The organism is Isoptericola sp. S6320L, assembly GCF_023015685.1.
Classification (GTDB): domain Bacteria; phylum Actinomycetota; class Actinomycetes; order Actinomycetales; family Cellulomonadaceae; genus Isoptericola; species Isoptericola halotolerans_A.
The window spans coordinates 21,253-33,823 of record NZ_JALKAT010000026.1; the positions used below are offsets into that span (position 1 = coordinate 21,253).

General features: G+C 74.0%; 9 protein-coding genes and 1 pseudogene. 8 read left to right on the top strand and 2 right to left on the bottom strand.

The features are described from left to right. Positions 1 to 21: 21 nt before the first annotated feature. On the bottom strand, positions 22 to 600 hold the full coding sequence (locus MWU57_RS13420; protein ID WP_246909686.1) for an A24 family peptidase: 579 nt from the start codon (positions 598 to 600) through the stop codon (positions 22 to 24). Positions 601 to 721: 121 nt separating this feature from the next. Between MWU57_RS13420 and MWU57_RS13425 the strand changes: the two genes are divergently transcribed. Continuing rightward, positions 722 to 1,321 (top strand): hypothetical protein, encoded by a 600-nt coding sequence (locus MWU57_RS13425; protein WP_246909687.1) that lies wholly within the window; start codon positions 722 to 724, stop codon positions 1,319 to 1,321. Between the two features lie 10 nt (positions 1,322 to 1,331). Here MWU57_RS13425 and MWU57_RS13430 read toward each other — a convergent pair whose 3' ends face one another. Further along, positions 1,332 to 2,174, bottom strand: a complete 843-nt coding sequence (locus tag MWU57_RS13430; RefSeq protein ID WP_246909688.1) for a UbiA family prenyltransferase — start codon at positions 2,172 to 2,174, stop codon at positions 1,332 to 1,334. 54 nt (positions 2,175 to 2,228) lie between these two features. On the opposite strand from MWU57_RS13430, the gene MWU57_RS13435 reads away from it, so the two are divergent. The 7 genes and pseudogenes from MWU57_RS13435 to MWU57_RS13460 all read left to right on the top strand — a co-directional run bounded on the left by MWU57_RS13435 (position 2,229) and on the right by MWU57_RS13460 (position 12,558). Beyond that, positions 2,229 to 2,609: a cupin domain-containing protein gene (locus MWU57_RS13435; RefSeq protein WP_243400813.1), complete on the top strand. Its 381-nt coding sequence runs from the start codon at positions 2,229 to 2,231 to the stop codon at positions 2,607 to 2,609. A 42-nt stretch (positions 2,610 to 2,651) separates the two neighbouring features. Continuing rightward, positions 2,652 to 3,251 (top strand): annotated as a pseudogene (locus tag MWU57_RS18460) (type III polyketide synthase); the annotation flags it as partial. 48 nt (positions 3,252 to 3,299) lie between these two features. Further along, positions 3,300 to 3,734 carry a 3-oxoacyl-[acyl-carrier-protein] synthase III C-terminal domain-containing protein gene (locus MWU57_RS18465; RefSeq protein WP_308221180.1) on the top strand — a complete coding sequence of 145 codons (435 nt, stop codon included), beginning with the start codon at positions 3,300 to 3,302 and terminating at the stop codon, positions 3,732 to 3,734. Then, positions 3,731 to 4,276, top strand: coding sequence for an isoprenylcysteine carboxyl methyltransferase family protein (locus tag MWU57_RS13445; RefSeq protein WP_246909691.1), 546 nt, complete (start codon positions 3,731 to 3,733; stop codon positions 4,274 to 4,276). Before MWU57_RS18465 ends, MWU57_RS13445 begins: the two co-directional genes overlap by 4 nt. Continuing rightward, positions 4,273 to 5,319 (top strand): FAD-dependent oxidoreductase, encoded by a 1,047-nt coding sequence (locus MWU57_RS13450; protein WP_246909694.1) that lies wholly within the window; start codon positions 4,273 to 4,275, stop codon positions 5,317 to 5,319. The genes MWU57_RS13445 and MWU57_RS13450 overlap by 4 nt, the downstream gene beginning before the upstream one ends. 155 nt (positions 5,320 to 5,474) lie before the next feature. After that, the gene (locus MWU57_RS13455; protein WP_246909697.1) at positions 5,475 to 11,522 is read left to right on the top strand and encodes an Ig-like domain-containing protein; all 6,048 of its coding nucleotides are present in this window, start codon (positions 5,475 to 5,477) and stop codon (positions 11,520 to 11,522) included. 61 nt (positions 11,523 to 11,583) lie between these two features. Next, entirely contained in the window at positions 11,584 to 12,558 is a 975-nt protein-coding gene (locus tag MWU57_RS13460; RefSeq protein WP_106265046.1) for a MoxR family ATPase, read from the top strand. Positions 12,559 to 12,571: the final 13 nt, after the last annotated feature.

Genomic DNA, 12,571 nt, shown 5'->3' on the forward strand with positions numbered 1-12,571 from the left:
AACGGTGGAGCCGTCGAACGGTCAGGCGGCAGCGAGCCGAGCGGCCGTGAGCGCCAGCGCCGTCCCCGCCAGCATGCAGGGGCCGAACGCGATGGCCGTCCGGCGGGTCGCCCGCCGGGCGCCGATGAGCACCAGGGCGGCCACGCCCCCGAGCAGGAACGGCAGCACCGCCGTGGCCCACAGCACGGGCCAGCCGTACCAGCCGCTCACCAGGCCCAGCAGTACCGCGAGCTTGACGTCCCCGAGGCCGAGCCCGGACGGGCTGGCCAGGTGCAGCAGCAGGTAACCCCCGCCGAGGCAGAGGGCACCGGCCAGGGCCCGCAGCCCGGCGTCCCCGGCGTCCCCGGCCAGCGCGGCACCCGCGAGGAGGAGGCCGACGACGGCGGTGGTCGGGTAGGTGACGGCGTCCGGCAGGCGGTGGGTCGCCGCATCCACGACGCCGAGCGCGATGCCCGCGACCGCCGCCACGGCGAGCGCCGGCGTCGACCAGCCGGGACCGCTCGCCCAGACCGCCCACACCACGGCGAGCACGCCGCCGACGGCGATGCGACGCCGGAACGGCGCCACCTCGAGCGCGGCGCGTTCGGCAAGGGTCGGCACGCGAGGATCGTAGGGGAGCCGGGCGCGGGCCGGGCGGGCCGTCCACAGGTCTGCTCCGGGCGGGAACGCCGCTGCGGTAGTGTCCGTGCCCGTCCTGCCGTCGACGGAGAGGCCCTGTCTCGTGAACGCCCGGAACAAGCGCGTCACTTACGTCACCGTCCTGCTGGTGATCGCCGTCGTGTCGGCGCTGCGGCTCGTCCTGGACCTGCGCAGCGGCGACACCGAGGCCGCCACCGTGTGGATCGCGCTGCTCGTCGTCCTGGCCATCGTCGCCGTGACGCTGCTGGTGGTCGTCCGCCGGGTCACCGCGTGCGCCCGCCACGCCGCGCGGCACCGTCCGGGCAGCGTCGTGGTGCCGGGCTTCACCACGGCGGAGATGCCGGACATCGCGCGCCACCAGGGTGCGACGGCGCGCGGGTGGATGACCATGGGCGGCAGCCCCGTCGCCGTGGTCGTCACCCCGACCGAGCTCGAGGTGTGGGGGCGCCGGGACGACGCACCCCGCTGGGTGGTGCAGCGCACGCCCGACGGCGTCACCGACGGTCCCGCCGTCTACGGCGGGCGCGAGGTCCCCGCGGTGTGGGCGCACGACGGACTGGCGGCGGTCGTGTTCGTCCCCGCCTACCGGCCGCTGCGTGCGACGGCCGGGACCGTGGGCACGGACATCAGCCGTGCCGTCGCGGAGCTGAGCGGGACGGCCTCGGCCGCCGAGGCGCGCTGAGGATCGTTGCTCAGCCGGTCACCGCGGCGCCCGCGACGACGATCTGCACCACGCACAGGGCGGCGACGGCCATGCTGAGCAGGAACGGCGCCCGGCTGCGCGGACGCAGCAGACCCAGGGCGCCGGCGGCGACGGCGAGCAGGCCTGCGACCGCGGTGAGCCCGACGGTCGCGGCCGAGGGCCCGCCCGGCGGGCCGGTCATCGTCACCAGGCAGCCCGCGGCGAGCACGAGCGGTGCGACCACGCTGGCACCGCGCCGTCCCAGCCGGTGCGGCAGGCCGTGGACCCCGGTGGCGCGGTCGTCCTCGAGGTCGGGCAGGACGTTGGCGACGTGCGCACCCACACCGAGCAGGGCACCGGCGAGCACCATCCACCCGGGCGCGCTCCGTCCGTCACCCGCCGCCGCCACGACGAACACGGGCAGCAGGCCGAACGCGACGGCGTAGGGCAGCCACGACAAGGCCGTCCGCTTGAACCACAGGTTGTAGGTCCACCCGCCGAGGACGACGCCGAGGTTCGCCAGCCCGGCGCCCGCCCCGGCGGCGAAGCCCAGCACCACGCTCACCGCCGCGGCGACGAACGCGCCCGTGCGCAGCGTGGCCGCGGTGACGGCCCCGCGCACGGTCGGCTTGTCGAGGCGACCGACCTGGCGGTCGCGGGCGGCGTCGAGCCAGTCGTTGCTCCAGCCGATGGAGAGCTGACCGGCCCCGACGGTCACCGTGACCAGCAACGCCCGGCCTGCCTCCGGATCGACGCGCAGCGCCAGCGCCAGGGCGAACAGCGTGACCATCGCGGCCGGGGCGGGGTGCGTGGCAGCCAGCATCCCGCGCGCGAGCTTCCCGGCGTCGGACATGACGCGAACCTAGTGCCGCTCGCACCTGGGCACGACCCGAGGCCCGGTGGCAGCATGAGGGCGTCCCTCGACGTCGACCGACCGGAGCCCGCCATGGAGTCGCTGTCCCTGTCCGCCCTGACCGACGAGCTCATGACGACGGCCCGGCAGACGAACGGGCGCGCCGCCCGCACCGTCCGCGGCGGCCACGACCACGCGCTCCGCCAGGTGGTGTCGGTGCTGACCGCCGGCCACGACATGAACGAGCACGACTCCCCGGACGAGGCCACGGTGCAGGTCCTGCGCGGCCGCGTGCGGCTGGTCGCCGGGGACGAGTCGTGGGAGGGGACGCCCGGGGACTTCGTCGTCGTGCCGCCGGTACGGCACCGGGTGGAGGCGCTCGAGGACTCGTCGATCCTGCTCACCGCGCTGGCGGCGGGTGCCGTCGGGGACTGAGTCCGGGCCGTCCCCCGCGCGTCGGGGCGTCAGCGGTGCCACGATGCCTGCATGTCCCGTGTGCTGGCCGTCGCCCCCGCGCTTCCCCCGCACGTCTACCCGCAGCAGCAGATCTCCGAGGCGATCGTTCCGCTGCTCGCTCCCGAGGGCGGCCGCCGGAGGCTGGCGCACCGGGTGCACGCCGCCTCGGGCGTGGACACGCGCCACCTGGCGCTGCCGATCGACGAGTACGCGGACCTGACCTCGTTCGGCGACGCCAACGCCCACTTCGTGCGGGTCGGCACCGACCTGGCGGAGCAGGCGGGCCGGGCGGCGCTCGCGGCCGCAGGGGTTCGCCCCGACGAGGTCGACCTGGTCTTCTTCACGTCGGTGACGGGGCTCGGCGCACCGTCGATCGACGCGGCCCTGGTGCACCGCCTGGGGTTGCGCCCCGACGTCCGGCGCGTGCCGTCCTTCGGCCTGGGGTGCGCCGGCGGGGCGGCCGGGCTGGCCCACCTGCACGAGTACCTGGCCGGGCACCCGCGGCAGGTCGCCCTCCTGGTCTCCGTCGAGCTGTGCTCGCTGACCTTCCAGCGCGACGACACCTCGACGGCGAACCTCGTCTCGTCGGGGCTGTTCGGGGACGGGGCCACGGCCGTCGTCGTCGGCGGCGACGCCGTCCGCCACGGCACCGGGCCGACGGCCCAGGTGATGGGCAGCCGCAGCCACCTCTACCCGGGCACGGCCGGCGCCCTGGGCTGGGACGTGCGCGACACCGGGTTCGGCATCGTGCTCTCGCCGGAGCTGCCGGAGCTGCTGCGCGCCCACCTGGCGGGAGACGTCAAGGACCTCCTCGCCCCGCACGACCTCACGGCGGACGACGTCGGCACGTGGGTCGTGCACGCCGGGGGCCCGAAGGTGGTGGACGCGGTCCGTGACGCCCTCGCGCTGTCCGAGAGCGACGTCGCGCGCACGCGGGCGACGCTCGCCGCCGAGGGCAACCTGTCGTCGTCGTCCGTGCTGCACGTCCTCGCCGCGACGCTGGACGACGGCGCGCCCCGGCCGGGGGAGTGGGCCGTCCTCATGGCGTTCGGCCCGGGTGTCGCCGCCGAGCTGGTGCTGCTGAGCGGGCGGGAGTCGGCATGAGCGTCGTGCTGTACGCGGTCCTCGTGCTGGCGACGGGGTTCGAGCGGCTGGCCGAGCTCGTCGTCTCCGCCCGCCACGCCCGCTGGTCGTTCGCGCGCGGCGGGGTCGAGTCCGGGCGCGGGCACTTCGGTCCGATGGTCCTGCTGCACACGGGGCTCCTCGTGGCGTGCGTCGTCGAGGTCGTGGCGCTGGACAGACCGTTCCTGCCGTGGCTGGGCTGGCCGATGCTCGTCCTGGTCCTGGCGAGCCAGGGGCTGCGCTGGTGGTGCATCGGCACGCTCGGCCCGCAGTGGAACACCCGCGTCATCGTCGTGCCGGGGCTCTCCCTCGTGCGCCGCGGCCCCTACCGGTGGATCCCGCACCCGAACTACGTCGCGGTGGTCCTCGAGGGGATCGCGCTGCCGCTGGTCCACTCGGCGTGGATCACCGCCGTCGGCTTCACCGTGCTGAACGCCTGGCTGCTCCTCGGGTTCCGGATCCCCGCCGAGGAGCGGGCGCTGGAGGCCGCGGTGGAACCGGCGCAGGACCCGGGCCGGCGGTGAGCCCCGACGTCGACGTCCTGGTCGTCGGCGGCGGACCGGTCGGCCTCGCCGCCGCGATCGAGGCGCGCCGCGCCGGGCTGGACGTCGTCGTCCTGGAACCCCGCCCCGCCCCGGTCGACAAGGCGTGCGGCGAAGGGCTCATGCCGGGCACGCTCGCCGCGGCGCGGCGGCTCGGCGTCGACCCGCCGGGCCGGGACCTGCGAGGGATCTCCTACCGGCAGGACGGGCGGGTGGCCGACCACGTCTTCCGGTCCGGCCCCGGCCGGGGCGTCCGCCGGACGACCCTGCACGCGGCGCTGCAGACGGCGGCGCTCGCGGCGGGTGCCGCGGTCGAGCCTGGCCGGGTCACGTCGGTGACCCAGGACGACGACGGCGTCACGGCGGGCGGCGTGCGCGCCGCGTGGCTGCTGGCGTGCGACGGCCTGCACTCGCGGGTGCGCCGCGAGGTCGGGCTCGAGCAGGCCGCGCGCGGCGGCGTGCGCGGACGAACGGGCGGCCCGGGCCGTCGCTTCGGCCTGCGCCGGCACTACCGGGTGGCGCCGTGGTCGGACCTGGTGGAGGTCCACTGGGGACCGCGCGCCGAGGCGTACGTGACGCCCGTGGCGGACGGCCTGGTGGGTGTCGCCCTGCTCGGCCCGCCGGGGGCGGACTTCGACGTCGAGCTCGCGACGATCCCCGAGCTCGCCACGCGCCTCGCCGGGGCGGTGCCGGACGGTCCCGTGCGCGGCGCCGGTCCGCTGCGCGTGCGCACCACGGCGCGCACGGCCGGGCGCGTGCGCCTGGTCGGTGACGCGTCGGGGTACGTCGACGCGCTGACGGGCGAGGGGCTGCGCGTCGGGTTCGCCCAGGCGCGGGCCGCCGTCGTCCACCTGGACGACGCGCCCGGGTACGAGCGGGCGTGGCGGCGGGCCACGCGGGACTACCGGCTGCTGACGTCCGGGCTGGTGAGCGCCGCGGCGTCGCCGCTGCGGCGGGGCGTGGTGCCGGCGGCCCGGCGGCTGCCGGGGGTCTACGGGGCGGTCGTGGAGCGTCTCGCGCGATAGCGTCCGGGACCTGGATGGGGACAACTACCCATCCCCAGTCCGCGAGATGCGTTGCCCCGGGCGGGTGTCACCTGGCTATTCTGTGCAGGCGATGCCTGTAGAGCGCCGGGACCTGCTCAGGATCTCCGCTCGGTCATCACGAACCAGGGGGAATCTTGAGTCTGCTCACGCGCCTGCGCGGCGACCGACGGACGAGCATCTCGACGGCGGTGGTCGTCGTGCTGTCCGGGGGCGTCGCGGCCGCTGCGTTCCTCTACGACGGCGAGGCGACCGCCGACGTCGACCTCGACGACTCCGGCGTGTGGGTGACGAAGCAGTCGGCCGGGCTCGTGGGCCGGTTCAACACCGAGGCGCAGGCGATCGACGGCACCCTCCTCGCGGGCAGCGCGGACTTCGACGTCGACCAGCAGGCAGGCGATGTCCTCGTCCCGGACGAGGGCAACAGCGCCGCGAGCGTCGTGGACGTCGCCCGGCTCAAGTACCACTCCACCACCGCCGTCCCGGCCGGCGCCGGCGTCGCCTCGGGCGGTGGCCGCGTGGCGGTGACCGACGGCGAGTCGGGCGACATGTGGGTCACGGCCTTCGACCGGCTGGCCACGCTGGACCTGGAGGAGGCCGACCCCACGGTGGAGCTGGGCGGGCCCGCCGAGGTGGCGGTCGCCCAGGACGGCACCGTGCTCGCGGCGGTCCCGACGACCGACCGGCTGTGGACCCTGGCGCCCGGCGAGGAACCCACCAGCATCGAGCTGGAGCTCCTCGAGGAGTCGCACGACGTCGTCCTGACGGCGGTGGGTGACGACGTCGTCGTCCTCGACCGGACGTCCGGCGCGTTGCGGCTCCCCGGCGGCGACGTCGTCACGGTGGCGGACGCGCAGGGAGCCCGCCTGCAGCAGCCGGGCGCGGCGGCGGAGTCGGTGGCCTACGCGACGTCGGCCGGCCTGGTGCAGCAGCCGCTGGACGGTGGCCCGGCGACCGAGCGGCGCGCCTCCGGCGTCCCGGCCGCCCCGGTGCAGCTCGACGGCTGCCTGTACGGGGCGTGGTCGGCCAGCGGTCAGATCGTCCGGGACTGCCCGGGTACGGACCGCGACCTGGACCGCGTGCTCGAGGGCATCGACCCGCAGACGCAGCTCGAGTACCGGGTCAACCGGAACAACGTGGTGCTGAACGACCTGTCGGCCGGCACCGTCTGGATGGCTCTCGACGAGTACGAGAAGGTCGACGACTGGGACGTCCAGCGCCCCGACGAGGGGGACGGCGAGGACGTCAACGCCGACGACGACACCCCGGAGCTGGTCGACAACACGATCGTCGACCGGGAGCGCCAGGACCCGCCGGAGGCGAACGACGACTCGTTCGGCGTGCGGCCCGGCCGGGCGACCGTCCTGGACGTGCTGTCCAACGACCTCGACCCCGACGGCGACGTCATCACCGCCGCCTTGGAGGGCGACCAGCCGGACGGCCTGGAGATCCAGGAGGTGCTGGGGGGCAAGGCGCTGCAGGCGGTGGTCCCCGACGACGCGACCGGCCAGGTCTCCTTCGAGTACACCGTCAGCGACGGGCGCGGGGGCACGGACACCGCGACCGTGCGGGTCCGCGTGGTGCCCGACGACGAGAACGCGGCACCGGAGCAGACCGGGGAACCGGTGCTGCGCGTGCAGCAGGGCAAGTCCGCCCAGATCCGGGTGCTGCCGTACTTCCGCGACGCCGACGGCGACGACGTCTACCTCGCCACGGCGTCGTCCACGGTCAAGGGCGACGAGGTGCGCGCCTACCCGGACGGTCTGGTGGAGTTCCAGGACGACGGTTCGGCGACCGGGCGCAAGAAGGTCAACCTCACGGTCGGTGACGGCCGCGGCGAGGTCGTCGAGGGCACGCTGTGGGTGGACGTGCTCGGCGACTCCCAGGAGCCGCCCGTGGCGGTGGGCGACCACGTCGTGGTGTCCGCCGGGGAGCCCGTGACCATCGAGCCGCTGAAGAACGACTCCGACCCGAACGGTGACGCGTTGCGGCTCGCGTCCGTGAGCGAGGCGGCACCCGCCGAGATCACCCCCAACTACGACGCCGGCACGTTCACCTTCCTGGCCAACGAGCCGAAGTCCTACGACGTGCTCTACCAGGTCAGCGACGGTCCCGGCTCGACCACGGGCGTGGTGCGCGTGGACGTGCAGGACCCGGACGAGGCAGGTGGCCCGCCCGTCGTCGTGGCGGACACGGCCCTGCTGCCCGCCGGCGGCTCCACGCTGGTGGACGTCCTGGCGAACGACTCCGACCCGGCCGGCCGCGTGCTCGTGGTGCAGTCCGTCGACGTGCCGGACGACGCCGGCGTGACCGTCGCCGTGCTGGGGCACCAGATGCTGCGGGTGACCGAGTCGCGGCGCATCTCCGACGCCGTCACCCTGCGGTACACGGTCTCCAACGGCGAGGAGACGGCGACGGGTCAGGTGCGTATCCTGCCCATCCCGGCGCCCGACCGGCTCCAGCCGCCGCACGCGGCGCCCGACGAGGTCACCGTGCACACGGGCGACTACGTCAACATCCCGGTGCTGGCCAACGACACCCATCCCGACGGTCTCGAGCTGATCCTCGACGACGAGCTGGAGCAGACCGTCGAGCCCGGCCAGGGCGAGATCTTCGCCTCGGAGGGCCGGCTGCGCTTCCGTGCCGGCGCCGAGGCCGGCACGGCGTACGCGATCTACCGGGTCCAGGACCCGAACGGGCAGGAGGACTCCGCCCAGGTCACGATCCACATCCGTGACGGCGAGGAGAACACGGCGCCGGTGCCGCGGGACGTCGAGGCGCGCGTGCTGTCCGGGGGCACGGTCCGGGTCGAGGTGCCGCTCGACGGCATCGACCCCGACGGCGACTCCGTGCGGCTGCTCAACGTCGTCAAGCCGCCCACCCGCGGCATCGCCGAGATCGTCGACGGTCGGTACATCGACTTCCGGGCCACCGACGGCGTCAGCGGCCAGGACACCCTGACGTACGCGGTGCAGGACTCGCGCGGCGAGACGGCGACCGGCACCGTCCGCATCGGCATCTCGCTGCCCGGCGCCAAGAACCACCCGCCGGTCGCCGCCGACGACGTGATGACCGTGCGTCCCGACCGGCAGGTCGCCGTGCCCGCGCTGCGCAACGACTCCGACCCGGACGGCGACCAGATCGGGCTCGTGCCCGGCGGGATCGAGGCCGAGGCCCCGCTCGACCCGGAGGTCGAGCAGGACCGCATCGTGCTGCGGACCCCGCGGGACGAGGGCACCGTCAGCTTCTACTACGCGGTGGAGGACACCTGGGGCGCCCGCGCGATGGGCTCGGTGTCGGTCGAGGTGACCGAGGACGCCCCGCTGCTCGCGCCGGTCGCGCGTGACGACATCGTGCTGCCGGCCGAGGTCACGCCCGACATGACGAGCGTGACGGTCCCGGTCCTCGACAACGACGAGGACCCGGACGGTGCGGCGAGCGAGCTGACCGTGACGCTCGACGCGTCGACCGCCACCGTCGACGAGGACGGCGTGGTGGACGTGGAGCTCACCGCCGAGCGCCAGCTGCTCACCTACACCGTGACGGACCAGGACGGTCTGTCGGCCAAGGCGTTCCTGCAGGTGCCGCCGGCCTACGACGCACTGGCGGACGACGCCGAGCAGCAGCCCGAGGGGCCCGCGCCACGGCTCAAGCCGGACTTCGTGCCGCTCGAGGTGCTGTCGGGCGAGCCGCTCGACGTCGACCTCCGCGACGCCGTCGTGGTCGCCGAGGGCGGCGCCCCCGAGATCGCCGACGCGGACAGCGCGAGTGCCGTGGCCGGCAGCGTGACCGTCAAGGACGCGCAGCACCTGACGTACACCTCGAACGAGGACTACGTGGGGCCCGCGTCGGTGAGCGTCCAGGTCACCGACGGGCTGGAGGGCGAGCCGGAGGACCGCACCGCCCTGGTCCAGGTGCCGATCACGGTGCTGCCCCCGGAGAACTTGCCGCCGGAGCCCGGCGCGCCTGCCGGTCAGGTGGCCGCGGGCGAGGAGAGCACCGTGGACCTCGGGCGGTACGCCAGCGACCCCGACGGGGACGACCTGACGTTCAGCCTGGGCAGCACGCCGGAGGGGCTGTCGGCGACCATGACGGGAAGCGTCGTCACGCTGCAGGCGGAGCCCGAGATCAGCAAGGGATCGACGTTCGGCATCCCGTTCACCGTCACCGACGGTGAGAACCCCTCGGTGGACGGCGAGCTGGCCGTCGAGGTGGTCGCCTCCTCCCGGCCCCTGGCCGTGGCGAACGCCGACACGGTCGACGACGCGCACCAGGGCGTGGCCGTGCCGGTGGACGTGCTGGCGAACGACGTGGACCCGTTCGAGCCGGAGGGCCTCGAGCTGGTCGGGACCAACGTCGAGACGGGGGACGGCGAAGCGGTCCTCGACGGTGACCAGGTGATCGTCAGCCCGGCGCCCGACTTCGTCGGCACGATGGTGGTCGTCTACCGGCTGCAGGACGTCACCAAGGACCCCGACCGGCAGGTCGAGGGCCGCGTGACCCTCAACGTCCTCGGTGTGCCCGAGGCGCCGGCGACCCCGACCGTGGAGGAGGTGCGCTCCGAGACCGTCGTGCTGTCCTGGACGCCGCCGCTGAACAACGGTGCTGAGATCACGGGATACACGGTGACGTCGGACCAGGGCGACACCTTCGAGTGTGCGACGACCACCTGCACGCTCGACGGGCTGACGAACAACGTGACGTACACCTTCCAGGTGGTGGCGACCAACGAGGTCGGTGACTCCGACCCGTCGCCCGCGTCCGCCGAGGCCCGCCCGGACGAGAAGCCGGACCCGCCCGCCGCCCCGAGCCTGGAGTTCGGTGACGAGTCGCTCACGGTGACCTGGGAGAACGCGAACTACACCGACCGTTCGCCGATCCAGTCGGTCAACCTGGAGATCTCCCCGGCACCGGCCTCGGGAGAGACGCAGAAGGTCGGCGTGACCGGGAACCGGATCGTCTGGGAGGGCCTGACCAACGGCACCGCCTACAAGGTGCGCGTGCAGGCCGTGAACCTGGCGCCGGACCCGTCCGACTGGGGCGCGTACTCGGCGACCGAGATCCCGGCCGGCCCGCCGGACGCACCGGCTGCTCCCAGTGCTTCTCGTGTGGACACACCGCTCGGCGGGCAGGTGAAGGTGACGTGGAAGGCGCCGTTCGCGAACGGCGACGCCGTGTCGGAGTACTCCGTGGACGTGTTCAAGGACGGGGCGAAGGTCGACACCGTCGAGACGACTGCGACGTCGTACTCGTTCAACGCCCTGGCGACGAAGTCCGCCTATCGGTTCGCCGTGACAGCGAAGAACAAGGCCGGCTGGGGGAAGCAGGGGCCGCAGTCTGCGGCCGTCATCCCGTACGGCCGCCCGCTCGCTCCGCCGAAGCCGACGGCATCCATCTCGAAGGGCGATGCCGTCGTGAGCTGGGGCGCTGCGGACGGCAACGGGTCGCCGGTCACCAGCTACACCGTGACGGGGTCGGACGGTTCGAGCAGGACGACCTCCGGTCGAACCATGACCTTCACCGGGCTGAAGGACGGCACCAGCGTCACCTTCACCGTGACGGCGACCAACGCCGGCGGCCCCTCGCAGCCGAGCCCGGCGTCGAACTCGGTCAAGCCGTTCTCCGCCCCCAGCGCTCCCAGCGTGAGCTGGACCCAGACGTCGGCGACGGACGGCCGGTTCAACGTGAGCGGCCCGGGGAGCTGGAACGGCCAGTCCGGCACGGTCTCCTGGAGCCTGTCCGGGTCGGAGCGGAAGTCCGGGACGGGCACCGGCAACGTCGGCGTCAGCGGTGGCTACGGCAAGTCGTACACGTTGCAGGCCCGCGCCTGCAACGACGCCGGCTGTTCGGCCTGGCGGTCGGCCAGCGGCAAGACGGACGCCCCGCCGAACCCGACGATCTGGACGTCGGACTCGGGCCGGATCTACAAGGTGAATGGCTGCAACACGAACAACTGCACGCGGGTGCGGGTCCACGCCAACGCCGACGTCCCGGCCGGGACCTACAGCTTCCGCTGCTGGAACGACCGCAACGGGCCCAGCAACTTCTCGACCCAGTCCGCCTACCTCAGGCCCGGCGGCTATGCGGACCTGTACTGCGTCGTCGGCATCATGAACGGCGCCAACGTGTGGGCGACCGTCGACGGCAAGGACTGGACCTTCGAGAAGCGGGCCTGGCCGCGATGACCACGGACCCCACGACCGCTCCGCGCACCTCACCGAGCACGACGACCTGGAGAGCCTCCCGATGAGCACCATGACCCCCGAGCAGGCCGCCTGGTTCGCCCAGACGTTCGACCGCATCGTCGGCAACGTCGCGCAGGCCGTCCTCGGCAAGGACGACCAGATCCGCCTCGCGCTGACCTGCATGCTGGCCGACGGCCACCTGCTGCTGGAGGACGCCCCGGGCACCGGCAAGACGATGCTGGCGCGCGCCATGGCGGCGAGCGTCCAGGGCACCAACCACCGGATCCAGTTCACGCCGGACCTGCTGCCCTCGGACGTCACGGGCGTGACGATCTACGACCAGAAGTCGGGCACCTTCGACTTCCACAAGGGCCCGATCTTCGCCAACATCGTCCTGGCGGACGAGATCAACCGCGCCTCGCCCAAGACGCAGTCCGCGCTGCTCGAGGTGATGGAGGAGGGGCAGGTCACCGTCGACGGCGTCGGCCACGACGTCGGCGCGCCGTTCATGGTGATCGCCACCCAGAACCCGATCGAGCAGGCGGGCACCTACCGGCTCCCCGAGGCGCAGCTCGACCGGTTCCTCATGAAGACCTCGATCGGCTACCCGGACCTGACCTCCACGGTCGAGATCCTGGCGGGCTCCGCGGTGCGCGACCGCAGCGCGGCCCTGCAACCGGTGATCACCGGTCAGGCCGTGGTGGACATGAGCGCGCTGGCCGCGGCCGTCCACGTCGACCCCGCGGTGCTCGAGTACGTCTCGCGGCTGGCCGAGGAGTCCCGGGACGCCGCGGACGTCCACGTGGGCGTCTCGGTGCGTGGTGCCCTCGCCCTCGTGCGCTGCGTCAAGGTGTGGGCCGCGGCCCACGGGCGCAACTACGTGCTGCCCGACGACGTCAAGGACCTGCTGCGTCCGGTGTGGTGCCACCGGATCGTGCTCGACCCGGAGGCCGAGTTCGCCGGCGCGACGGCGGAGGCCGCCATCAGCCGCCTGCTGGCCGACGTCGCCGCGCCGCAGGAGCGCCGGACCGCCTGACGGCCGCTTCCAC

Bases quoted from the DNA above. Each gene is read 5' to 3' on its own strand.
- MWU57_RS13430 (WP_246909688.1), bottom strand. From the start codon at position 2,174: ATGTCCGACGCCGGGAAGCTCGCGCGCGGGATGCTGGCTGCCACGCAC.
- MWU57_RS13445 (WP_246909691.1), top strand. From the start codon at position 3,731: ATGAGCGTCGTGCTGTACGCGGTCCTCGTGCTGGCGACGGGGTTCGAG.
- MWU57_RS18465 (WP_308221180.1), top strand. From the start codon at position 3,300: ATGGGCAGCCGCAGCCACCTCTACCCGGGCACGGCCGGCGCCCTGGGC.
- MWU57_RS13435 (WP_243400813.1), top strand. From the start codon at position 2,229: ATGAGGGCGTCCCTCGACGTCGACCGACCGGAGCCCGCCATGGAGTCG.
- MWU57_RS13460 (WP_106265046.1), top strand. From the start codon at position 11,584: ATGAGCACCATGACCCCCGAGCAGGCCGCCTGGTTCGCCCAGACGTTC.